22 protein-coding genes are annotated in these 21,142 nt (G+C 72.5%); 13 read left to right on the forward strand and 9 right to left on the reverse strand.

The genetic code is table 11. The features are described from left to right. The first annotated feature begins 93 nt into the window (after positions 1-93). The 3 genes from ACIBZJ_RS01265 to ACIBZJ_RS01275 all read left to right on the forward strand — a co-directional run bounded on the left by ACIBZJ_RS01265 (position 94) and on the right by ACIBZJ_RS01275 (position 3,526). The gene (locus tag ACIBZJ_RS01265) at positions 94-2,250 is read left to right on the forward strand and encodes an MMPL family transporter (protein ID WP_395924176.1); all 2,157 of its coding nucleotides are present in this window, start codon (positions 94-96) and stop codon (positions 2,248-2,250) included. 90 nt (positions 2,251-2,340) lie between these two features. Beyond that, entirely contained in the window at positions 2,341-2,532 is a 192-nt protein-coding gene (locus tag ACIBZJ_RS01270; RefSeq protein WP_395924178.1) for a ferredoxin, read from the forward strand. Positions 2,533-2,674: 142 nt separating this feature from the next. Then, positions 2,675-3,526 (forward strand): HAD family acid phosphatase, encoded by an 852-nt coding sequence (locus ACIBZJ_RS01275; protein WP_395924180.1) that lies wholly within the window; start codon positions 2,675-2,677, stop codon positions 3,524-3,526. Positions 3,527-3,607: 81 nt separating this feature from the next. Here the strand turns inward: ACIBZJ_RS01275 and ACIBZJ_RS01280 are convergent, their stop codons facing one another. The 4 genes from ACIBZJ_RS01280 to ACIBZJ_RS01295 form a co-directional block, all read right to left on the reverse strand. Then, complete coding sequence (locus ACIBZJ_RS01280) at positions 3,608-4,282, reverse strand: DUF3618 domain-containing protein (protein WP_395924182.1); 675 nt, start codon at positions 4,280-4,282, stop codon at positions 3,608-3,610. After that, entirely contained in the window at positions 4,258-4,668 is a 411-nt protein-coding gene (locus ACIBZJ_RS01285; protein ID WP_395924184.1) for a phage holin family protein, read from the reverse strand. The genes ACIBZJ_RS01280 and ACIBZJ_RS01285 overlap by 25 nt, the downstream gene beginning before the upstream one ends. Continuing rightward, the gene (locus ACIBZJ_RS01290) at positions 4,665-5,693 is read right to left on the reverse strand and encodes a hypothetical protein (RefSeq protein WP_395924186.1); all 1,029 of its coding nucleotides are present in this window, start codon (positions 5,691-5,693) and stop codon (positions 4,665-4,667) included. Before ACIBZJ_RS01290 ends, ACIBZJ_RS01285 begins: the two co-directional genes overlap by 4 nt. A gap of 116 nt (positions 5,694-5,809) precedes the next feature. Further along, the gene (locus ACIBZJ_RS01295) at positions 5,810-5,887 is read right to left on the reverse strand and encodes a hypothetical protein (protein ID WP_395925968.1); all 78 of its coding nucleotides are present in this window, start codon (positions 5,885-5,887) and stop codon (positions 5,810-5,812) included. A gap of 250 nt (positions 5,888-6,137) precedes the next feature. On the opposite strand from ACIBZJ_RS01295, the gene ACIBZJ_RS01300 reads away from it, so the two are divergent. Further along, positions 6,138-7,388 (forward strand): FAD-binding protein, encoded by a 1,251-nt coding sequence (locus ACIBZJ_RS01300; protein ID WP_395924188.1) that lies wholly within the window; start codon positions 6,138-6,140, stop codon positions 7,386-7,388. Here ACIBZJ_RS01300 and ACIBZJ_RS01305 read toward each other — a convergent pair. Beyond that, on the reverse strand, positions 7,385-9,055 hold the full coding sequence (locus ACIBZJ_RS01305) for a cation:proton antiporter (protein ID WP_395924190.1): 1,671 nt from the start codon (positions 9,053-9,055) through the stop codon (positions 7,385-7,387). The genes ACIBZJ_RS01300 and ACIBZJ_RS01305 overlap by 4 nt on opposite strands. A gap of 34 nt (positions 9,056-9,089) precedes the next feature. Here ACIBZJ_RS01305 and ACIBZJ_RS01310 point away from each other — a divergent pair, with 34 nt between their 5' ends. Next, a complete protein-coding gene (locus tag ACIBZJ_RS01310; RefSeq protein ID WP_395924192.1) occupies positions 9,090-9,407 on the forward strand; it encodes a hypothetical protein in 318 nt (105 codons plus the stop codon). A 47-nt stretch (positions 9,408-9,454) separates the two neighbouring features. Continuing rightward, a complete protein-coding gene (gene ftsH / locus ACIBZJ_RS01315; protein ID WP_395924194.1) occupies positions 9,455-11,353 on the forward strand; it encodes an ATP-dependent zinc metalloprotease FtsH in 1,899 nt (632 codons plus the stop codon). Here the strand turns inward: ftsH and ACIBZJ_RS01320 are convergent. Together ACIBZJ_RS01320 and ACIBZJ_RS01325 are read right to left on the reverse strand one after the other, a co-directional pair. Then, on the reverse strand, positions 11,341-11,829 hold the full coding sequence (locus tag ACIBZJ_RS01320) for an SRPBCC domain-containing protein (RefSeq protein ID WP_395924196.1): 489 nt from the start codon (positions 11,827-11,829) through the stop codon (positions 11,341-11,343). The genes ftsH and ACIBZJ_RS01320 overlap by 13 nt on opposite strands. After that, positions 11,807-12,172 carry a metalloregulator ArsR/SmtB family transcription factor gene (locus ACIBZJ_RS01325; protein WP_395924198.1) on the reverse strand — a complete coding sequence of 122 codons (366 nt, stop codon included), beginning with the start codon at positions 12,170-12,172 and terminating at the stop codon, positions 11,807-11,809. Before ACIBZJ_RS01325 ends, ACIBZJ_RS01320 begins: the two co-directional genes overlap by 23 nt. 77 nt (positions 12,173-12,249) lie before the next feature. Between ACIBZJ_RS01325 and ACIBZJ_RS01330 the strand changes: the two genes are divergently transcribed. Then, positions 12,250-13,275: a DNA topoisomerase IB gene (locus ACIBZJ_RS01330; protein ID WP_395924200.1), complete on the forward strand. Its 1,026-nt coding sequence runs from the start codon at positions 12,250-12,252 to the stop codon at positions 13,273-13,275. Positions 13,276-13,311: 36 nt separating this feature from the next. After that, positions 13,312-13,992 carry a peptidyl-tRNA hydrolase gene (locus tag ACIBZJ_RS01335; protein ID WP_395924202.1) on the forward strand — a complete coding sequence of 227 codons (681 nt, stop codon included), beginning with the start codon at positions 13,312-13,314 and terminating at the stop codon, positions 13,990-13,992. A gap of 12 nt (positions 13,993-14,004) precedes the next feature. On the opposite strand, the gene def is transcribed toward ACIBZJ_RS01335, so the two are convergent. Further along, positions 14,005-14,667 carry a peptide deformylase gene (gene def, locus ACIBZJ_RS01340; protein WP_395924204.1) on the reverse strand — a complete coding sequence of 221 codons (663 nt, stop codon included), beginning with the start codon at positions 14,665-14,667 and terminating at the stop codon, positions 14,005-14,007. Between the two features lie 71 nt (positions 14,668-14,738). Between def and ACIBZJ_RS01345 the strand changes: the two genes are divergently transcribed. After that, positions 14,739-15,026, forward strand: coding sequence for a hypothetical protein (locus ACIBZJ_RS01345; RefSeq protein WP_395924206.1), 288 nt, complete (start codon positions 14,739-14,741; stop codon positions 15,024-15,026). Positions 15,027-15,064: 38 nt separating this feature from the next. Here the strand turns inward: ACIBZJ_RS01345 and ACIBZJ_RS01350 are convergent, their stop codons facing one another. Continuing rightward, on the reverse strand, positions 15,065-15,694 hold the full coding sequence (locus tag ACIBZJ_RS01350; RefSeq protein ID WP_395924208.1) for a TetR/AcrR family transcriptional regulator: 630 nt from the start codon (positions 15,692-15,694) through the stop codon (positions 15,065-15,067). A gap of 69 nt (positions 15,695-15,763) precedes the next feature. On the opposite strand from ACIBZJ_RS01350, the gene ACIBZJ_RS01355 reads away from it, so the two are divergent. The 4 genes from ACIBZJ_RS01355 (at position 15,764) to ACIBZJ_RS01370 (ending at position 21,131) form a co-directional block, all read left to right on the forward strand. Beyond that, entirely contained in the window at positions 15,764-16,741 is a 978-nt protein-coding gene (locus tag ACIBZJ_RS01355) for an ATP-binding cassette domain-containing protein (protein ID WP_395924210.1), read from the forward strand. After that, entirely contained in the window at positions 16,738-17,598 is an 861-nt protein-coding gene (locus ACIBZJ_RS01360) for an ABC transporter permease (RefSeq protein WP_395924212.1), read from the forward strand. Before ACIBZJ_RS01355 ends, ACIBZJ_RS01360 begins: the two co-directional genes overlap by 4 nt. Positions 17,599-17,815: 217 nt before the next feature. Beyond that, positions 17,816-19,288 carry a hypothetical protein gene (locus ACIBZJ_RS01365; protein ID WP_395924214.1) on the forward strand — a complete coding sequence of 491 codons (1,473 nt, stop codon included), beginning with the start codon at positions 17,816-17,818 and terminating at the stop codon, positions 19,286-19,288. Beyond that, a complete protein-coding gene (locus ACIBZJ_RS01370) occupies positions 19,281-21,131 on the forward strand; it encodes a sensor histidine kinase (RefSeq protein ID WP_395924216.1) in 1,851 nt (616 codons plus the stop codon). Before ACIBZJ_RS01365 ends, ACIBZJ_RS01370 begins: the two co-directional genes overlap by 8 nt. Positions 21,132-21,142 lie beyond the last annotated feature (11 nt).

Below are 21,142 nucleotides of genomic sequence, written 5' to 3' on the forward strand. Positions count from 1 at the left end.
GCACGGTACGGAGTCCAGCTGACCGCACGCCGAAGCGCAGGTGAAAGCTTAAGACCTCACCTAACGGGCAAAACGGGTGTTAGGGGGTGTGTCGTGGCGGGTTTGCTCCATCGGCTGGGTGTGGTGGCGTTCCGGTACCGGGTGCTGATGTCGGTCGCGTGGCTGATCGTGCTCGTCGGCATCGGTGTCGCCGCCGCGACGCTGTCCGGGGCGACCGTGAACACGTTCCGCATTCCGGGGCAGGAATCGACGACCGCGCTCGACACGATCGGGAAGCGGTTCGGCGCGGCCGCGAACGGAGCCTCGGCGCAGGTCGTGTTCGAGTCGCCGGGGAGGATCAGCGAGTCGGCCGCGGACGTGGCGTCGATCGTGGCCCGGCTGAAGGTCCTGCCCGGCGTCGTGAGCGCGACGAATCCGCTGGACCCGGCGTCGCGGGTGGTCTCGAAGGATCAGCGGGCCGCCTACAGCACCGTGACCTACGCGGTGCCCGCGACCGACCTGACCGCGGCACAGCGCGACGCGCTGCTCGGCGCGGTGGCGTCGGCCCGGTCGACCGGGCTGACCGTGGAGGCGAGCGGCGAGGCCACGCAGGCCCAGGGCGGGGACGTCGGCGGGCCCGCCGAGGCCGGCGGTGTGCTCGTCGCGCTGATCGTGCTCGCGATCACGTACGGCTCGCTGGTCGCGGCCGGGATGAACTTGCTGACCGCGCTGGTCGGGGTCGGGATCGGCTCGCTCGGCATCACGACGCTGACCGGCTTCGTCGAGCTGCAGGCCACGACGCCGGTGCTGGCGATCATGCTCGGTCTCGCGGTCGGGATCGACTACGCGCTGTTCCTGTTCACCCGGTTCCGGCACGAGTTGCTGGAGGGGCGTCCGGTGCCCGAGGCGGTGCCGACGGCGGTGGGGACCGCGGGATCGGCGGTGGTGACCGCCGGGCTGACCGTGGTGATCGCGCTGGCCGGGCTGTCGGTGGCCGGGATCCCGTTCCTCACCGAGATGGGCCTGGCCGCGGCGGGCACGATCGTGGTCGCGGTGCTGATCGCGGTGACGCTGGTGCCGGCCGTGCTCGGGTTGATCGGGGTCCGGGCCCTGCCGCGGCGCTCGCGTTCCTCGGCCGGGGCGGTGCCGCGCGCGGACCGGGGGTTCGTGTCCGGGTGGGCGCGGCTGGTCTCCGGGCGGTCGTGGGTCTCGCTGGTGGCCGCGGTGGTCGTCCTCGGCGTGATCGCGATCCCGGTGCTCTCCATGCGGACGTCGTTGAACCAGCCGTCGCCGCCGGGCAGCACCCAGGCCCGGGCCGCCTCGATCATCGCCCAGCGCTTCGGGGCCGGGTTCTCCGGTCCGCTGCTGGTGCTGGCCGACGGCGCCGACGCGCCGTCCGTCGCGTCGTCGGCGGTGGCCGCGGTCCGCGGACTCGACGGGGTCGCGGTCGTCGCCGGTCCGGACGTCAACGCCGAGGGGGACGCGGCGCTGGTGACCGTCGTCCCGGTGTCGGGGCCGGACAGCGCGGCGACCGTGGCGCTGGTGCATTCCCTGCGCTCGGTGCTGGCCGGTGTCGGGGGGAGGGCGTCCCTGTCGGTGACGGGCCAGACCGCGGTGAGCGTCGACGTCTCGCAGAAACTCAGCCAGGCGCTGCCCCGGTACCTGGTGCTGGTCGTCGGGCTGGCGCTGGTGCTGCTGGTGCTGGTGTTCCGGTCGTTGCTCGTGCCGGTGACCGGCGTTCTCGGGTTCCTGTTCACGATCGGGGCCGCGCTCGGGGCCACGACCGCGGTGTTCCAGTGGGGCTGGCTCCGGCAGACGGTGAACGCGGAAGTGACCGGCCCGCTGATGAGCCTGTCGCCGATCATCGTGGTGGGCATCCTGTTCGGGCTGGCGATGGACTACCAGGTGTTCCTGGTGTCGCGGATGCACGAGGCGCACGCGCACGGTGCCTCCCCGCGGTCCGCCGTCGTCACCGGGTTCCGGCAGGCGGCGCCCGTGGTGGTCGCGGCCGCGTCGATCATGTTCGCGGTGTTCGCGGGCTTCATCCCGCAGGGCGACCAGACGATCAAACCGATCGCGTTCGCGCTGGCCACCGGGATCCTGTTCGACGCGATCCTGGTGCGGATGATCGCGATGCCCGCGGCGCTGACGCTGCTGGGCCCGGCGGCGTGGTGGTTGCCGTCGTGGTTGCGGTGGCTGCCGGTGGTCGACGTGGAGGGCGCGGCGCTGGAACGGGCTCCGGATGGGACACCGGAATTTGCCCACCATTGACCGACGTGTGCCCTAGCGTGCTCTCCGGAGAGAATCCGGGTTCTGGTTTTCTCGACGGGTGGGCTGAGCCCCGTTCAGAAGGTGGGCGTCGTGAAGGTTCGGGTCGACAACGAGCGCTGCGAGGCGCACGGGCAGTGCTGGATGGTGGACGAGGATCTGTTCACCCTGGACGACGACGGCTACAGCACGCTGGGCGCCGGCGTCGACGTGCCGCCGGGCAAGGAAGCGGTCGCGAACGCGGGCGTGGACGCGTGCCCGCTGCAGGCTCTGCGCATCGAGTGAGCGGGCCCTCGTCACCGGAGTGTTATCCCCAGGGCGCGCCGTCGCCGCGCGCCGGGCGGCTCACGGGTCTAGCGTGACGGCCGTCAGATGTTCATCTGACGGCTGAGTGGCTGGACGGCTGGGAGGTTCGGTGGAGGCTTCGGTGGAGATCGAGAAAGTGGGCAGACGCTCCGGTCCGCGGCGGGCGTTGATCGCGATCGCCGCGCTGGTCGGCGCGCTCTCGCTGGTCGGCGGCGGCATCGCGCTCGCCGACACGCCCGGGCCGGCGATCAAGACCAAGACGCCGCGCTCCGAGAGCGACGTGACCAACATCGACATCGTCCGGCAGCAGATCAAGAACTACTACGGCGACGCGCTGGGCTCCGGGAAGTTCGGCGCGGACAGCAACTACGCCAAGGAGGCGGCGAAGGTCGCCTCGTCCGGGCAGCAGTACCTCGCGCGGCCGTACCGGAGCGCGAAGAAGAAGGCGATCCTGATGGACGTCGACGACACCACGCTGAACACCTGGAACTACGAGATCGCGTCGAACTTCGCGTTCAACCCGACGACGAACGGCGAGTACGTCACCGGGCAGCTGTTCCCGGCGGTGCCGGGCATGGTGAAGATGGCGACCGCGGCGCAGAAGGCCGGGTACGCGATCTTTTTCCTGACCGGCCGGGGCGCGGCGCAGGAGGCCGCGACGCTGGGCAACCTGACCAGTGACGGCGTGGGCGTGGACGCCGGTTACCCGAAGCCGACGACGCTGCCGAACGGCGAGGACGGGCTGTTCACGAAGCCGGCCCTCGCGGACTACCCGGCGTACCTCAACACCGCGTGCGCGAGCGACCCGAACGGGGCGTGCACCACGACCCACTACAAGACGGCGACCCGGGCGCACATCGAGTCGCTGGGCTACGACATCGTCGCGAACTTCGGCGACCAGTACAGCGACCTCAAGGGCGGCTACGCGAACCGCACGTTCAAGCTGCCCAACCCGACGTACTTCCTGCCCTGATCCCGGCACCTCGACCAACCGAGGCCACGGCACCGAGGACACGACACGGGGCCCGGACCGAAGTCCGGGCCCCGTGGGCTCTCAGTGCCGGGCCGTGTCCTGCACGGATCCGGCGCGGTCCTTCGCGTCGCCCTTCAGGGAGTCGGCGTGACCGCTCGCGGTGTCCTTGACCTCGTGGGCGGCACCGGTGGCACTCTCCTTCACCTGCTGGGCCGCCTGCTGAGCCGGCTCCTTCAGGTGCTCGCCGACCTCCTTGGCCTTCTCGGCCGCCGCCTGGCCGGCCCGCCGGACGGGTTCCTCGGCGTGCTCGCGCAGCGCGGCACCGGCCCGCCGCTCCGGCGTCGACGCCGGGAACAGGCTGGACGCCAGCCAGCCGACGCCGAACGCGATCAGCCCGGCCGCGAGCGGGTTGCCCTCGGCCTTCCGGCGGGTCGCGTCGGCGGCGGAGGACGCGGACTCGGCGACGGAGTCCTTCGCGCTCGACGCGGTGTCGGCGAGGCCGTGGCCGGCTCCCGCGGCCCGGTCGTGCGTGCTGTGCGTCAGGTCCGCGGCCTGGTCGCGGGCCGTCCCGGTGACGTCGGACGCCGTTCCCATGATCCGCTCCTTCGCCGTCGACGCCGCCTGGCCCACCCGTCCCACCTGGCGGCGGGCCGCCTGGCGCGGGCTGACTTTCTCGACCAGCGCGTCGACGTCGTCGCCGAGCCGCATGCGCTGGCGCATGATGTCGCGCTCTATGCGTTCCTGTTCCGGACCCACTGAACGTCCTCCTTCACCGTCTCGACCGTCCGCTTCGGGACCGGGTTGACCTGCTTGACCTTGGTACGTCCGTAGGCCGCGAGCGCGGCGGCACCGGCCGCCCAGAGCACGCCGACGATCAGTGCGGCCCACCCGATCGGCATCAGCGCGTCGAGCCCGTACATCAGCGCCAGCGAGAGGAACAGCAGCGCGAGCCATCCGGCGACGCCGGCGCCGCCGAACGCGCCGCCGGCCTTGCCCGCCTTGACGACCTCGTCCTTCGTTTCCGCCTTGGCCAGCGCGATCTCCTGGCGGACGAGCGTCGTCAGGTCGTTGGCGACGTCACGGACGAGGTCTCCCACCGAGGCGGCGCCGACGTCCGGCCGGGGGCCGTCGGCGGCCGTCACCGCGGACCGCCGTCGCGGTACCGCGGGTCGTCGTACGGGTCCACCGGGCGTCCCTCGGGGTCGGTGACCGGTGCCGAGGGCGGCGCCGGGAGATAGCCCGCGTCGGCCGGCGGGTAGCCGCCGTCGGGCGGTGCGTACCCGCTCTCCCGGCCTCCGGGCCCGTAGGCCGGGTCGGACGGCACGTAGCCGGGTTCGGCCGGAACGTAACCGGGCTCGCCCGGGATGTCACCGGAACCGGGGAACGGGTCCGACGCCGGCGGGTACGGGGCCGTCGAGTGCGGCGCGGTCGAGTTCGGGGCGGTCGAGTTCGGGGCGGTCGAGTTCGGGGGCGTGCCGAACGCGCCCGGCGTGGGCGGCACCTCGGCGACGCCGACCGCGACGTCCTCGGCGTACGCGGTCTCGGCGTAGGTGGCCACCGGCGGCACCGGCAGTGCCTCGCTGGTGCCGGCGCCGAGACCCGAGTACGTGCCGTCGGAGCGGGGCGTCTCGTCCGCGAAGGAGTTGCGGGAGGACGGCGCGGACGGCCGGTCGGAGTCGTCGGACGCGGCGGCCACACCGCGGAACACCCGGCCGGCCACGACGCCGGCCACGCCCGCGAGCAGCAGGAACGTGCCCGGACGACGGCGGGCGAACGACCGCACGTCGTCCAGAATGGCGTCCGGGCCGCGCTGGTCCAGGTAGTCGGCGAACCGGCGGGCGTACTCGCCGGTCCGCTGGGTGACCTCGGCGGTCAGCCGCGAGTGGTCCTCGTGCCCGGAGCCGAGTTCCTGGCCGGTCGTGCGCAGTGCGCCCGCCAGTCGCTGCCGCTGGGCGTCGACCTGGCCCTTCACTTCGTCTTTCGTGGTGCGGAACAGATCGGCCGCCTGCGTCTTGGTCTCGGACGCGACCTGCGAAGCTCCCGCGCGGGCGGTCTGGGCCACGTCGGACCCGGCGTCTTTGGCGTGGGACGCGAGTGCGGCACCTTCTTGCTGCGCCGTGCCCGCGGTCTCGCGGGCTCGGTCCGTCGTGCTGGGCGTGCTCGTCATGGCCACCCCTGGGGGGACTCGGGGGATCCTGTCCAGCGCAGGGTGACCGCTGATCGTGCGGAGAAACCTCCGACGGCGTGACTATCGGTGAACGATGTGCGGTGATAACCGGACACTTAGGACGAGAGCCCGAACGGAACCGGCGGGAGGCCGGCACGACGCCAGGCGAGCCACCCGGCCAGGGCGATCAGCACGTAGAGGACGGTCCAGACCGGCCCGAGACCCCGCTCGGCGGCGCCCAGGCCGGCCGGTCGAGCCCGTCGTGGTACTCCCCGGCGCCGACGCTCGCCAGCCCGCCGACCGCGGCCGTCGCGAACGCCGCCGCGCCGGACCCGGCGAGCGCGAGCCAGGGCCCGGGCCGGTGCGCCAACCCCTGAGTAGCCAGGAGTCCAGCCTGCGAGATGCCCTGCTCACCGGCAACTCGGGGCGTGCGAGGCTGGACACATGGCCACTGCACTCACGAACTGGGCCGGCAACGTCGAGTTCTCCACGCACACGCTGCACCGCCCGGTCAGCGTCGAGCAGCTCCAGGAGGTCGTCGCCGCCGGCGACCGCCTGCGGGTGCTCGGCACCGGGCACTCGTTCAACACGGTGGCCGACACCACCGGTGCGCTGATCTCCGTCGCCGACCTGCCCCGCCGGATCGAGATCGACGCCGCGCAGCGCGCGGTCACGGTCAGCGCGGGCACCCGCTTCGGCGAGCTCACCCAGGCGCTCGAACCGGCCGGCTGGGCGCTGCACAACCTCGGTTCGCTGCCGCACATCAGCGTCGGCGGCGCGGTGGCCACCGGCACCCACGGCTCCGGCCTCACGAACGGGACGCTCGCGACCGCGGTCCGGGCGGTGGAGTTCGTCACGCCGTCCGGCGAACTGCGTACGGTGACGCGCGGGGACGACGACTTCGACGGTTCGGTCGTCACGCTCGGCTCGATCGGCGTCACCACCGCGCTGACGCTCGACATCCAGCCGAGCTTCCAGGTCGAGCAGCGCGTGTACGACCGGATGTTCCTGTCCGCGCTGCGGGTCAACCTGCACGAGGTGCTGACCGCGGCCTACAGCGTCAGCGTGTTCCTCACCTGGACGCGCCCGTTCGCCGACCAGGTCTGGGTGAAGCACCGGGTGGACGCCGGTGAGTGGCCGCACGGCCGGGACTGGCTCGGGGCCACGCTGGCGTCCGGCCAGCGCAACCCGGTGCCGGGCCAGGACCCCGGGTTCACGACCGAGCAGGGCGGCGTCCCGGGGCCGTGGAACCAGCGGCTGCCGCACTTCCGGCTGGAGTTCACGCCGAGCGCCGGCGACGAGATCCAGAGCGAGTACCTGCTGCCGATCGAGCAGGCGGTGCCCGCGCTCGACGTGCTGGCCTCGCTGGCCGACACGATCGCGCCGATCCTGCACGTCAGCGAGTTGCGCACGATCAGGGCCGACGAGTTGTGGCTGTCGGAGTTCTACCGGCGGGACAGCGTCGCGCTGCACTTCACCTGGCATCCGGACCCGGTCGCGCTGGCACCGGTGCTCCGGGAGCTCGAGGCCGGGCTGCGGCCGCTGGGTGCGCGTCCGCACTGGGGCAAGGTGTTCGCGATGGAGCCGGCCGAGGTCGCGTCGCTCTATCCGCGGTTCGCCGACGCGCGGCGGGTCGTCCGCGGCCACGACCCGGACGGAAAGTTCCGGAACGCGTTCACCGAGCAGTACTTCTAGAGGGACTCGGCGGCGGCCTGCTGGCGGTCGAGGCGCTCGAGGACGACCTCGGCGGCCTCGTCCTCGAGGTCGCGCTGGACGACCGCGAGCGAGAGCGAGACCCGCTGCCGGTCGAAGTCGTTGAGCGGCGGCCCGTCGTCCGGCGCGGCGGCCTTCTGCACCGCGCGCTCCTCCCGGCTGCGGCGGCGGGTCCGGCGCCCGTTCTCCCGCCCGTTCTCCCGGCCGGGGCGGTTGCGTTCGTGGACGGGGTACTCGTGGCCCGCCGCCGCGTCGGCGGCGATCTTCTCGGCCAGCGCGAGTTGCTCCAGCGCGGCGCGGTCTTCCTCGCCGGTGTCGATCTTCAGCCGCCGGGCGAGCAGCGACAGCGTCGGCGCCTGCAGCAGCAGCGTCCCGAACACCACGAAGTACGCGAGGAACTGGAGCGTGTCGCGGTGCGGGAACGGCGCGCCGTCTTCGGTGAGCAGCGGGATACCCGCGGCCGCGCCGAGCGTCACGATGCCGCGCATGCCGGTCCAGGACAGCAGCACCTGTTCCTTCCAGCCGAGCGCCTCCGGCAGCTCCCGCGGCGGACGCCCGGCCTCCTTCAGCCGGGCCTGGCCCTCGTCCCAGCGTTTGCGGAACAAGGGGTCCTCGAGCCGTTTGCGGACCGCCTGGTTCGCCAGCAGGCGTCGCCCGAACACGATCGCCACCCAGGCGAACCGGGCCAGGACCACCAGGACCAGCAGCGCGACGCCGGTGAGCACGGTCCGGCCCAGCGGATCCCCGGACTCGCGCAGGTCGTCGATGACGAACCTCATCTGCAGGCCGGTGTAGGCGAAGACGAACGACTCCAGCAGCGCGCCCAGTACCGGCCAGACCTCGCGTTCGGTCATCCGGGTCCGGTAGCCCAGCCGCTCGCGCTTGCGGTTGCCGTACGCGGACTCGACCGCGACGTTGAACCCGGCGCACACGACCGCGAGGACACCGGACGCGTGCGCCTCCTCGGCCGCCAGGTACGCGGCGAACGGCAGCACCAGACCGATCGCGGTGCCCAGCGTCGGGTCGTTGAGGCGGCGGCGCAGCACGGTCGCGATGTTGCCGAAGAGGAACCCGATCAGGATCCCGACGACCGCGGACCAGAAGAACAGCAGCACGCCGTTGTCGATGAACGTCTCCTCGCCGCCCACGCCGGCCAGCGCGATGCTGAACAGCGTCAGCGCCATCGCGTCGTTGACCAGGCTCTCGCCGGTGAGGATCGCGGTGACGCGCCGGGTGAGCCCGATCTCCGCGCCGTGCGCGGTGATCGTGACCGTGTCCGGCGGTGCGACGATCGACCCGAGCAGCAGCGCGACCCCGGCGCCGAGGCTCGGCATGAGCCACTGCGTGGTCACGCGTCCGGCGAACGCGGTGATCAGCACGAGGACCACACCGAGGCCGAGGATCGCCCGGATGTTGCGCAGGAAGCTGAAGAACGAGAACTCCAGCGTGGCCGCGTAGAGCAGCGGCGGCACGACCAGGCCGAGGATCAGCTCCGGGTCGAGCTCGAGCCGGGGGAGCCCCGGGATGAACGACGCGCCCGCCGCCGCCACCAGGATCAGCAGGCCGGGCTGGGCGTTCAGCCGGCGTCCGAACGCGGAGATGGCGATCGCGCCCAAAGCGAGCAGTACCAGCAGGATCCCGGCGTTCACGCCCGCACCTTATCGAGTCAGTAGAGTGGCGCTCGTGGCGGATACCAGGACCAAGGGTCGGTTGATGCTGGTGATCCTGCTCGGGGGCGGTCTGTTCGCCGCGGTCGGGACGCTCGGGGCGGTGTTCGTGAACCGCGATTCGGGGTCGCCGCCCGCGCCCGTCACGACCACCGCGCCCGTCACCACCGCCGCGTCCCCGATGAGTAGCGAAGAGGCCAGGGCCGAGTTCTACCGGCAGCATCCGCGGGCGACCGGATGGTGGCAGTGGATCCTGATCGGCGGCCTGGTGGCCGCGCTGGTCGTCGTCGGGCTCCTGCTGATCACGAAACCCCGACCGGACCAGCGAACCTAGTTCACCGCCTGGAACACTTGCGGCGTGAGTCGACACTTGGTGCGCCGATGAGCGCCACCGCGAAGTCCGGGCCGCCGAAGGATCGTCCGGTCGCGCCGGCACCCCCACCCCCGCCGGGCTGGCGCCGCTTCCTGATCCCGATCGGCGTCGCGCTGACCCTGCTCCTGCTGTTCTTCCCGTTCGGCGGCATGAACGTCAAGACCGTCGACTACGGCACGCTGAACGAGCAGATCGCCGCCAAACACGTCGACAGCCTGCAGCTGAAGGCCGACGGGACGATCTCCGGGACGTACCGGTCGAATTTCGAGAAGGGTGCGGACTTCACGTCGCACTATCCGACCGGGCTCAACGGCCCCGACGACGCGTTCCTCACCGCGGTGAAGGACCCGGACGTGGTCCCGCACTTCACCGCGACCGGCGCCAGCAGCTCGTTCTGGAGCGTCCTGTTCTCGTTCCTGCCGTTGCTGCTGTTCATCGGCTACTTCTGGTGGATCGGGCGCCAGGCCAAGCGCGGGGCCCAGCTCGGCGGCTTCGGCGGCATGCTCGGCGTCGGCAAGTCCCCGGCGAAGGTGATCGACGCCGAGCGCCCGGAGACCACGTTCGCGGACGTCGCGGGCTACGAGGGCGTCAAGCGGGACGTCACCGAGGTCGTCGACTTCCTGAAGAACTCCGACAAGTACGCGGCGGCCGGCGCGGTCGGGCCCAAGGGCATCCTGATGTCGGGGCCGCCCGGCACCGGCAAGACGCTGCTCGCCCGGGCGGTGGCGGGGGAGGCCTCGGTGCCGTTCTTCGCGGTCACCGGCTCGTCCTTCGTCGAACTGTTCGTCGGAGTCGGTGCGTCCCGCGTGCGTGACCTGTTCGCCGACGCGCGGAAGCGGGCGCCGTCGATCATCTTCATCGACGAGATCGACGCGATCGGGCAGCGCCGCAACACCGGCGGGTTCGCCGGCAACGACGAACGCGAGCAGACGCTCAACCAGCTGCTGGCCGAGATGGACGGGTTCGACCCGTCGACCGGCGTCGTGGTGATCGCGGCGACCAACCGCCCGGAGACGCTCGACCCGGCGCTGCTGCGCCCGGGCCGGTTCGACCGGCAGGTCGCGGTGCCGCTCCCGAACGCCGCGGAACGGGAAGCGATTCTCCGGGTCCACGCCCGGGGCAAGCACCTGGCCGCGGACGTCGACCTGAACGCGACCGCCCGGGCCACCCCCGGCTTCTCCGGTGCGGATCTGGCGAACCTGCTCAACGAGTCGGCGATCGTGGCGGTGCGGGACGGGCGGTCCGAGGTGAGCGCGGCCGACCTGTCGCAGGCCCGCGACCGGGTGCTGCTGGGCCAGCGGCTCGGATCGAACTTCCTGCTGCCGAACGAGAAGCAGAGCGTGGCCGTGCACGAGTCCGGGCACGCGCTGGTGGCGGCGTTCTCGCCGGCGGCCGACCCGGTCGACAAGGTGACGATCCTGCCCAGCGGGATGGCGCTCGGCGTGACCGAGCAGCTGCCCGAGGCGGAGCGTCACCTGTACTCGATGGACCAGCTCACGACGACGCTCTCGGTGCAGCTCGGCGGTCGTGCGGCCGAGCTGGTGGTGTTCGGCCAGGGCTCGACCGGCGCGTCGAACGACCTGGCCAAGGCGACCGAGCTCGCGACGAGGATGGTGCGCGAGTTCGGGCTGTCGCCGAAGCTGGGACCGGTCGGGTACTCGAGCGACCAGCCCCAGTACCTCGGGGTCGGCGGCCGGGACCACGATTACAGCGAGGAGACCCAGCGGGTCGTGGACGAGGAGGTCGCGCGGCTGCTGCGGGAGGCCGAGGCGCGCGCGATCGACCTGCTCACGACCCACCGGGCGGCTTTGGACGAGCTGTCGGGCGAACTGCTGGAGAACGAGACGGTCGACGGCCGCACCGTGCACGCGATCGCCGACCGGCACCTGACCCCTCAGGGCGCGTAGGACTTCCAGGGTGGCATCGGGTCGCCGGCGACGGCGGCCACCAGGCGGTCGAGGTACCAGCGCCACCCGGGCTCGACCTCGGAGGCCGGGTACGGGAAACCGGCGGGGAGGCGCTGCTCGAACAGCAGCGTCGTCCCGCCGGCGTGCTCCGACAGCGTGGCCGCGAGGTGCCACGTGCCTTCGCCCTCGGGGGCCATCTCGACGACGAGCCGGTGCGGCGGCACGCATTCGAGGATCGAGACCGTGACCGGGTCGCCCTCCTTGCCGCCGGCGTCGACCTCGCCGGTGATCGTGAGCTCGACCGTGCCGCCGGTACCGCCGGTGCCTTCGTAGTGGCCGTACCAGCGGGCCAGGCGGTCGGAGTCGGTCAGCGTGGCCCAGACGTCTTCGATCGGGTCGGGGAACGTCCGGTGGAACACCAGCGTCCCGGTACCGTCGTCGTCGGTGCGGGCCTCACCCAGCGGACCGGTTGTCATCCAGGTTCTCCTTCGCTTTCGTCCTGCGTCCACGACGTAGTTCGGTGTCGAACGCGTCCAGCCGGGAGGCGGGCGTGGGGAACGCGGCCGGGCCGCGCTCCACCCGGCGCAGCCAGGCGTCGACCTCCCGGAGCGGGGCTGCTTCCAGGCGGTAGAGCCGTTCCTGTCCGTGCGGTGCCGAGCCGACCAGCCCGGCCTCGCGCAGCACGCGGAGATGCCGGCTGACCGCCGGGCGGCTGATCGCGAACCGCGCGGCGATCGTGCCCGCCGTCGCGTCCTCGCTGTTCAGCATGCCCAGGATCTCCCGGCGCACCGGATCGGCCAGCGCGTCCCAGATCGACACGCGGCCGAGCGTAACACGTCGCTTATATAAGTTACAGGTTACGGCTAGAGGGCCGGGATTCGGGTAACCGGCCGCGCATGGCTCCAGTACGGTTGCGGCGCAGCGACCTCTCCCGGCCCGGCTACACCAGGCGCAGATCCGGCAGCGGGTTCCGCTTCCTCGACGTGGACGGCTCGTCCCTGACCGACCGGGACGAGGTGGCCCGCGTCAAGGCGCTGGTCATCCCGCCGGCCTGGCGCGACGTCTGGATTTCCCCGTACCCGAACGGGCACATCCAGGCCGTCGGCACCGACGACGCCGGCCGCCGCCAGTACCGCTACCACGACGTCTGGCGGCAGAAGCGGGACGCCGAGAAGCACGACCGGGTGCTGGAGGTCGCGCGCCGGCTGCCGAAGCTGCGGCAGACCGTCGAACGCCACCTGGCCCACCGCACGCTCGACCGGGAGCGGGTGCTCGCGGCGGGTGTCCGGCTGCTCGAGCTGGGGCTGTTCCGGATCGGGGGTGAGGTCTACGCGGCGGAGAACGGCAGCTTCGGCCTGACCACGATCCGCAAAAAGCACGTGCGGCTGCACCGGGGCACGATCCATTTCCAGTTCCCGGCCAAGAGCGGCGTCCAGCGCACGATCGAGGTACGCGACGACGCGGTCCGCCGGGTGGTGATGAGCCTGCGGCGGCACCAGGACGACGAAGACGACCTGCTCGCGTACCGCAGCGGCGGCCGCTGGTACGACGTCAAGAGCGAGGACGTCAACGACTACCTGCGGGACAACGCCGGGGTCACGCTCACCGCGAAGGACTTCCGTACCTGGCACGCGACGGTCCTGATGGCGGTCGAGCTCGCGCTCGCCGGTGACCCGCCGGAGTCCGGGCGCGCGCGCCGGAAGGTGGTCCGGTCGGCGGTCGAGGGCGTCGCCGAGTATCTCGGCAACACCCCGGCGGTGGCGCGTGCCTCCTACGTCGATCCGCGGATCGTCACCGCGTACGAGAACGGCCGGTCGATCCGGCCGACGCTCGACCGTCTGGGTTCCGCGGACGCCGGTCGGCTCACCGCGCTGCCCGCGGTCGAGCGGGCGGTTCTGCGGGTGCTGACGCCGGGCCGGTAGCGCGTGACCGGCCGTCCGGCGAAATAGGCTGGGCGCATGGACGACGCTGGTCTGGTGGAAGACGGGGAGGCGCCCGCGGAGCGGGTGCTGCCGCTGGTGGTCCGGGTGGAAAAGGCGGAGCCGCCGCCCCGGACCGACGCCCTGGAAGCGGCCGCGCGGGCGGTGCTGCTCATGGTGACGACGGCCGAGCCCGCGTGGCGCGAGGCGGTCGATGCCTGGCAGGGCAACCGGATCCGGAAGGTCGTGCGGCGGGCGCGCGGGGCCGAGTGGCGGCGGGCGTCGCAGTTGCCGGGCCTGACCGTGGCGCACGGCCACGCCGCAGTGCGGGTCTACCCGCCGATCCCGCTCGACGACTGGCCCCGGGATCTGTCGCGGCTGCAGGTGAGCGGCACCGAGCTGGCGGATCCGTCGCCGCCGGCGGACCCGCGTCCCGGCCTGCCGCTCGTGCTGCTCGCGCCGGACGTGACGATGACCGCCGGAAAGGCCATGGCGCAGGCCGGGCACGCGGCCCAGCTCGGGCTCTGGTCGCTGGGACCGGACGAGGCCGCACGGTGGGCCGCGACGGGTTTCGATCTCGCCGTCCGGACGGCGAGCGAGTCCCAGTGGCTGGCCGCGCTGCGATCGGGCGCGCCGGTCGTCCACGATGCCGGTTTCACCGAGGTGACGCCCGGCAGCGCGACGGCCACGTTCGTGCCCCCGGCGGTCAGCCTGACCTGACCGGGGGAGGGGTCAGGACTGCCGGGGCTCGCCTTCCGACCAGCGAGGCATCTCGCCGGACTCGATCCGGGCCGCGTTCGCGGCGAGGACCGCCTCGCGCTCGTCCGGGCCGAGCCGGTCGACGTAGACGATGCCGTTGAGGTGGTCGGTCTCGTGCTGCAGGCAGCGCGCCAGCATGCCGGTTCCCTCCACCCGGATCGGGTTGCCCTCGAGGTCCTGCCCGGTGACCGACGCCGTCACCGGGCGGGCCAGGGGCGCGAACTCCAGCGGCACCGACAGGCAGCCCTCTTCCTCCTTGTCGAGCTCGGCGTCGGGTTCGAACGGCTCCAGCACCGGGTTGACGATCGCTCCGACGTGGTAGAAGCCGGTGTCGTCCGGGCAGTCGTACACGAACACGCGCGCGTCGACGCCGATCTGGTTCGCGGCCAGGCCGACGCCGTCGGCGGCGTCCATGCTCTCGAGCATGTCCGCGACGAGCTGTTTCAGTTCGTCGCCGAATTCGGTGACCTCCTGGCACGAACGGTGCAGTACCGGCGTGCCGTGCACGGTGATCCGGCAGGCCCGGCCCTCGGGGAGGCCGACCTTCTCCGCCCACTCATCGATGTCGAGTTCTTCTGTCGCCACTCCGGCATTATCCCGATCCGGTTCCCCGGCTGCGGATTCACCCGCACTCACTCAATGAAATCGTGCTCGGCTCCGATCCGGAGCCCGACTGGTCCGGAGGGCGACTGGGTACAGGGGGACGCATGACTGAGACTCCGCGAGACCCGGCCGTGCACGACCGCAGCGGCGCCGACGTGGCCGAGGCCGTCGGCGCGGCCGAGCACGACAGCGCACTCCACGAGACCCACACCCACCCCGAACGCACGAAGTCCGGGGAGGCCCACGTCGAACGGGCCCAGGGTGATCCCGCCCTGACCGGCCCCGAGACGGCCGGGCCGAACAACGGCAGCGAGCCCGAGCGGGGCTCCTCCGCCGCGTCCGCGCAGTCCGTGCGCGGCGCCCGCGTCTCCGACCAGGTCGCCGGCGACTGATCCGTCAGCGCCGGGCACCAGCGGCGTGATCCGTGCGGTTACCGCTCGGCGGGGTAGCCGGCGAGGCCGGTGGCCAGGCGGTCGTAGATGCGGTCGATCTGCGGGCGCAGCCAGGCGGCGGCCGCGGTGGGGCCGGCTCCGGCCCGCAGGCGCATCGCGGCGGCGCGGCGGACCGCGCGTTCGGCGCCGAGCAGCGCTGCCGCGACCGCGGTCGGCAGCGGGTCGTCGGCCTCCGCGCCCGCCTCGGCCGCGAGCTCTCCGGCGAGGACCTCGAGGTAGTGGTTGCGCAGCTGGTGCCAGCGCCGCGCCAGCACCGGCGACTGCTCGATCAGGGCGAAGGCCCGGCCCCGTTCGGTGCCGGGCGCGGCGTCCGCCAGCCGATCGCAGTAGGTGAGCGACGACGCGCGGAAGGACTCCAGGACGCTCCGGCCGGGGGGCCGGCCGCGGACCGCGGCGATCAACTCGTTCTCGCGCTCGTCGAAGCGGCTGAAGACCAGGTCTTCCTTCGCGGGGAAGTAGTTGAACACGGTCTTCTTGGAGACGCCGGCGGCGTCGGCGACCTCTTCCACGGTGACGTCCTCGAAGCCGCGCGCAGCGAACAGGTCGCCGGCGGCCGTGAGGATGTCGTCGCGGACCTGCCGCTTCTTCTGTTCTCGCAGGCCGGTCACGCTGCCCAGATTACCTCTTGACTTCACCCGGTAGAAGTTTACGCTCGGTGTAAATATCGGGAGGCGCGGATGGTCGCAGTCGAAGCGATCGGGCTGGAGAAGCGGTACGGCGACGTCGCGGCCGTCCGCGGCATCGACCTGACCGTGCGCACCGGCGAGATCTTCGGTTTCCTGGGCCCGAACGGGGCCGGCAAGTCCACCACGATCAGCATGCTGTGCACGCTGATCCGGCCCACCGGTGGCACGGCCCGGGTGGCCGGGTTCGACGTGACGGCCCAGCGGGACGCGGTGCGCAGGCACATCGGGCTGGTGTTCCAGGACACGACGCTCGACACCTACCTCTCGGCCGAACGCAACCTGCGCCTGCACGCCGAGCTCTACGGCGTGCCGCGGGCACTGCTGGACGACCGGCTGCGCTCGGTGCTCGAGATGGTCGGGCTGTGGGAGCGGCGGTCGCACAAGGTGCAGACGTTCTCCGGCGGCATGAAACGCCGGTTGGAGATCGCCCGCGGTTTGCTGCACTCGCCGCGGGTGCTGTTCCTGGACGAGCCGACGGTCGGGCTCGACCCGCAGACCCGCAGCTCGATCTGGCGCTACATCCGCGAGCTCAAGGAGGCCGAAGACATCACGATCTTCCTGACCACGCACTACATGGACGAGGCCGAGTACTGCGACCGGATCGCGATCATGGACTCCGGCCGCCTCATCGCGCTGGACACGCCCGAGGCGCTGAAGGCCGGCGTCGGGGAGGACCGGGTCCGGATCGAGACCGACGACCACCCGGCCGCGATCGCGGCCCTCGACGCGGTGTTCGGGGTGCGGGCGTCGGTCTCCGAGGGCGCGGTCACGTTCGGGGTGGCGCGGGGTGAGCAGTTCGTGCCCCGGCTGTTCGCGGAGTTCCCGCTGCCGATCCGCGCGGTCAGCGTGGCCCGGCCGAGCCTGGACGACGTGTTCCTCTCCTACACCGGATCGACGATCCGCGATGCGGAGGCGTCGTCGTCGGAGAAGTTCCGATCGAGTGCGTTCGCGCGGATGGGGCGACGATGACCACCACGGCGGTTCCGGTCGCGGTCCGGGTGCCGCAGCGGTCCTTCGGCGGCGAGCTGCGGGCGGTCAAGATCGTCTGGCAGCGGGAGATCATCCGTTTCTCCAGCGACCGGCTGCGGATCGTCACGTCGCTGATCCAGCCGATCCTGTTCCTGTTCGTGCTGGGTAGCGGCCTGTCCCGGCTGACCGGCGGCAGCACCGAGGGCGTCGACCTGCGGACGTTCATCTTCCCCGGCATCCTCGCGATGTCGGTGATGTTCACCGCGATGTTCTCGGCCGCGTCGATCGTCTGGGACCGGGAGTTCGGGTTCCTGCGCGAGATGCTGGTCGCGCCGGTCCGGCGCAGCTCGATCGTGATCGGGAAGTGCCTCGGCGGGGCGACCGTGGCCGGGTTCCAGGGGCTGGTCGTGCTCGCGCTGGGCGGGTTCGTCGGGGTGCCGTACGCGTTCTCGCTGCTGGTGTCGGTGTTCGCGCTGCAGATGCTGCTCGCGTTCGCGATCACCGCGTTTGGCGTCATGATGTCGGCGCGGGTGAACCAGATGCAGTCGTTCATGGCGCTGACGCAGATGCTGATCATGCCGCTGTTCTTCCTGTCCGGCGCGTTGTTCCCGGTGTCGGGGCTGCCGCGGTGGCTGACCGTGCTCAACCGGATCGATCCGCTGACGTACGCGGTCGACCCGATGCGCCGGGTGGTCTTCTCCCACCTCGACCTGCCCGCGGTGGCGGTGGCGCGGCTCGACCCCGGCGTCACGTGGGGTGGGTGGCCCGTGCCGGGGTGGCTCGAGGCGGTCGTCGTCCTGGTGCTCGGCGTGGTGTTCCTGGGAGTGGCCATCGTGGAGTTCAACCGGCCCGAGTGAGCACCGGCGGGGTGGGCCGCGGGCGTGATCCGCACCACTGATTCCCTCGCTGATTCGCCCCGCGCGGTCGGCTGGCTACCCGGTGTGACACCAGGCGCGGATGTGACGTGAGCTACTGAACGGTACGTACGCGCTCCCTCGTGACTTCCGTATATTCCACTGTGGTGGGTGACACGGTCGTGTCACGCCTTCGGAGTCGCGACCCGTGAAGGGGCTCATGGCTGAGCGGACGCTGCTGCGAGCCGTGCTGGAACAGCGCGGCTGGGTGAGCTGGCCGGTGTTCGAGATGCAGTTCTCGGACGCCGCCCGCCGCGTCGCCGAGCGCACGGCGGCCGCGCCGATGAGCATCTCCCAGGCGACGTTCAAGCGCTGGCTGTCGGGCGAGCGCGACCCGCGGAGCCTGGCCGGTGTGGTGCTGGAGGAGATGCTCGGCGTCGAGACCGAGCTGCTGTTCCGCCCGGCGCCGAGCCACGACGTCGTGCTGCCCCGGCCGCTGGGCCTCTCGTCCCGCGCGGCGGCGCTCGCCCTGGACGCCCGCTGGGGGAACTCGCTGCTCTGGCCCTCCTCGCCGGCGGCCGGGGTGGACGGGTCCTGGCGAATGGACGGCCTGGGCCTCTTCGACGGCACGACGGTGGCCGTGCAGGCCTACGAGGCGTCGGCGTTACCGGGCGATCTCGTCGGCATCGGGCCGGACGACGTCGCACACCTGCGGACGTTCGTGCGGCCGCTGCGGCGCGGACTGGTGCTGGCCGCGCTGAGCGGAGCCGGTCTCTACGCGCTGGACGCCGCCCACGTCCGCCGGTACCTGGCCGTCGACCGCCCCGAGGACGTGCTGCCGATCCCGGCCGCCTACCGCCTGGACGACCTCACCTACGGGCTGATCTGGGCGCTGACCAACCTGGACGACGGGCTGTCGGCGGACGACGCCGCGCTGCGCCGGGCGGCCGCCGATCTGGACGGCGCGGCCGACCGTCCGCTCTCGGCGGTCGCTCGGGCGGCGCTGCCGGGCCTGTCGGGCGTGGGCGCGGCCTGGCTGGGATCGCGGTGCTGCGCCCGGCACGCCGTGCGGTGGCTGCCGGACGAGATCGGCACCTGGGCGCTCTGGAACCGGGAGTGCCGCGGCGAGGAGGCCGCGTCCTGGCTGTTCTTCCGGCACCAGCACGCGCTGCTCCGGCAGGCGGCCCACCGGGCGTCCGACGGGGTGGCCGCGTTCTGTGTCCCGGCCGCCGCGGTGAAGGGCAGCCCCGGGTTCGAGCGGCTGCTGTTGTTCCTCGCGGTCGCGTGGGCCGAGTGCGCGGGCGTGCCCGCGCTGGTCTGCACCGAGCCGGAGTACGCCCAGATCGACGGCTTCCTGCTGGTACCCGGGAGGCGCGCGGTGGTCACGAACTGGCTCCGCGTCCCGGACGTGTGCCAGGTGGACGTCACCGACCGCAAAGCCCAGCTCCGCGCGTACACCGACGCCGTGGAGCACGCCCGCGCGCACACCGTCGCGACCGGGCCGACCCCGGGCCGCCGCCTCCGGGCACTCGCCGACTACCTGCAACTCGACTGGTCGTGGCTCGTCCGGCGGGCCCGCGAGCTGAGCGAGTACGGACTCGTCGACATGCTGCACGCGCGCAGCCGCCTCCTGACGCTGAGCCAGGCCGATTCCGTCCTGGCCTTCCTCGGAAAGCTGGATTCCGATGTATGACACACCTTCGACCGGCGCGTTCGACGGGCCCCCGCCACCGGGCGACACCGAGCAGCCCAAGACCGAGCGCAAGACCGAGCAGCTCAGAACGCTGCCTCCGGACGCCGCACCCCCGGGGCTGCGCGCCCGGCTGGTCTGGATCGTCGTGGTCTCGCTGGTACTCGTCGCGCTGATCGGCGCCGGAGCGGCGGTGACGGCCGCGGCCGTCGGCGCGTCGGTCTGGGTCGGGGTGGGCGCGGCGGCCGGGTGGCTGGCCGTGCTGCTCGGCGCGCTGCTCGCCGTCAACCGCGCGATGCGTGCGGTCGGGCTCCGGATCGCCGACGAGCGGGCGAGCCGGATCAAGGCCGAGCACGCCGCCTGGGAAGCCCAGTGGCGGGAGAACTCCGGCCGCTCCGCGCTCGACCAGCGGCAGCGGGCGATCGACGAGCAGCAGCACGCCACGGTCGTCGCGGTCGCGCAGGTCAACGCCGCGCTGGCGGAATCGGTCGAGGAGCTGGGCCGGGTCGCGGTGGCGATCCGCCGCGGCGACGAGCCGGACGCGCAGGTGCCCGCCCTTCCGGCCACGGACGCCTGGCCGGCGCCGCTCACCGAGCTGCAGGCCGGCGTCCGGGAACTGATGCAGGCCTCGTTCGGCGTGGCGACGATGACCACCTCGAACCAGCCCGTCGGCGTCCTGATCACGCTGGCCCGGCGGCTGCAGCCGCTGATCCACCGCGCGATCAAGGAACTCGACGCGCTGGAGAGCCAGGTCGAGGACCCGGACCTGCTCAACGCGCTGTTCCAGCTCGACCACCTGGTCACCCGGGCCCGGCGGCAGGCCGAGAGCATCGCGGTGCTCGGCGGTGCGACCGCCCGGCAGATCCGCAAGCCGGTGCCGGTCTACACGGTCCTGCGGCAGGCGATCGCCGAGATCGAGCACTACGGCCGGGTGAAGGTGCTGCGGCCGGTGCACGGCACGATCGTCGGCCACGCGGTCACCGAGGTCATCCACCTGATCGCCGAGCTGGTCGAGAACGCGACCGCGTTCTCGCCGCCGGACTCCCGGGTGCAGGTCCAGGTCGACCTGGTGCCCGACGGGCTCTCGATCGAGATCGACGACCTCGGCTTGGTGATGGCGGCCGACCTGCGTCAGCGGATGAACCAATTGCTGACGACACCGGAGCGCCTCGACGTGGGGGAGCAGCTCAAGGACGGCCGGATCGGGCTGATCGTCGTCGCCGCGATCGCGCGCCGGTACCAGATCCGGGTGCGGCTCGAGCGCAACGAGCGCGGCGGCAACCGGGCCCTGGTCGTCCTGCCGGAGAAGCTGCTGGCCGAGGAGCCGCTGCGCCGCACCGACCTGGGGCCGTCCGCGCTGCCGCCGGCGCCGGTAGGCACGGTAGGCACCGTGACCGGTACCGCCGTGGTGGCGGGTACCGTGACCGCCCCCGCGCCGAGCGTCAACGGCAGCGGCGGGCTGCCGCGCCGGGCCGGGGACGCCCGGCCGCACGGCGACGAGGACACCGGGGCTCTCGGGCTGAGCGAGGACGACCGGCGACGGCTGGCCGACCTCGGCCGGGCCGCGTCCACCGGCTACCCGCAGACCCGGGTCCCGGCCGACGCCGAGGCTCCTCCCGCCGACCCGGGAGCCGACCCGGCGGAGCTGCCGCCGGGTGACGTGGTCCGCCCGCCGCTGCCCCGGCGGGACGGCCAGCACATGGTCCCGGAGCTGCGCACCGCCGCCGGGCCCGAGCCGGCGGCCGATACCAGCGAGCCGGGCGCCCACAACCCCGGTCTGTTCGCCTCCTACCAGCGCGGACGCGAACGAGCCGACACCGAGGAGACCCCGCCGTCGGCGGGCTGACGTCAGCGTCC

Origin of the sequence: Cryptosporangium sp. NPDC051539 (assembly GCF_044454545.1) — a bacterium.
In the GTDB taxonomy this organism is placed as follows: Bacteria; Actinomycetota; Actinomycetes; order Mycobacteriales; family Cryptosporangiaceae; genus Cryptosporangium.

What these genes read in the sequence shown, in the direction of transcription:
- ACIBZJ_RS01290 (WP_395924186.1), bottom strand. Translation starts at nt 5,693, where the DNA reads ATGACGAGCACGCCCAGCACGACGGACCGAGCCCGCGAGACCGCGGGC.
- ACIBZJ_RS01300 (WP_395924188.1), top strand. Translation starts at nt 6,138, where the DNA reads ATGGCCACTGCACTCACGAACTGGGCCGGCAACGTCGAGTTCTCCACG.
- ftsH (WP_395924194.1), top strand. Translation starts at nt 9,455, where the DNA reads ATGAGCGCCACCGCGAAGTCCGGGCCGCCGAAGGATCGTCCGGTCGCG.
- ACIBZJ_RS01320 (WP_395924196.1), bottom strand. Translation starts at nt 11,829, where the DNA reads ATGACAACCGGTCCGCTGGGTGAGGCCCGCACCGACGACGACGGTACC.
- ACIBZJ_RS01330 (WP_395924200.1), top strand. Translation starts at nt 12,250, where the DNA reads ATGGCTCCAGTACGGTTGCGGCGCAGCGACCTCTCCCGGCCCGGCTAC.
- ACIBZJ_RS01335 (WP_395924202.1), top strand. Translation starts at nt 13,312, where the DNA reads ATGGACGACGCTGGTCTGGTGGAAGACGGGGAGGCGCCCGCGGAGCGG.
- ACIBZJ_RS01345 (WP_395924206.1), top strand. Translation starts at nt 14,739, where the DNA reads ATGACTGAGACTCCGCGAGACCCGGCCGTGCACGACCGCAGCGGCGCC.
- ACIBZJ_RS01355 (WP_395924210.1), top strand. Translation starts at nt 15,764, where the DNA reads ATGGTCGCAGTCGAAGCGATCGGGCTGGAGAAGCGGTACGGCGACGTC.
- ACIBZJ_RS01360 (WP_395924212.1), top strand. Translation starts at nt 16,738, where the DNA reads ATGACCACCACGGCGGTTCCGGTCGCGGTCCGGGTGCCGCAGCGGTCC.
- ACIBZJ_RS01365 (WP_395924214.1), top strand. Translation starts at nt 17,816, where the DNA reads ATGGCTGAGCGGACGCTGCTGCGAGCCGTGCTGGAACAGCGCGGCTGG.
- ACIBZJ_RS01370 (WP_395924216.1), top strand. Translation starts at nt 19,281, where the DNA reads ATGTATGACACACCTTCGACCGGCGCGTTCGACGGGCCCCCGCCACCG.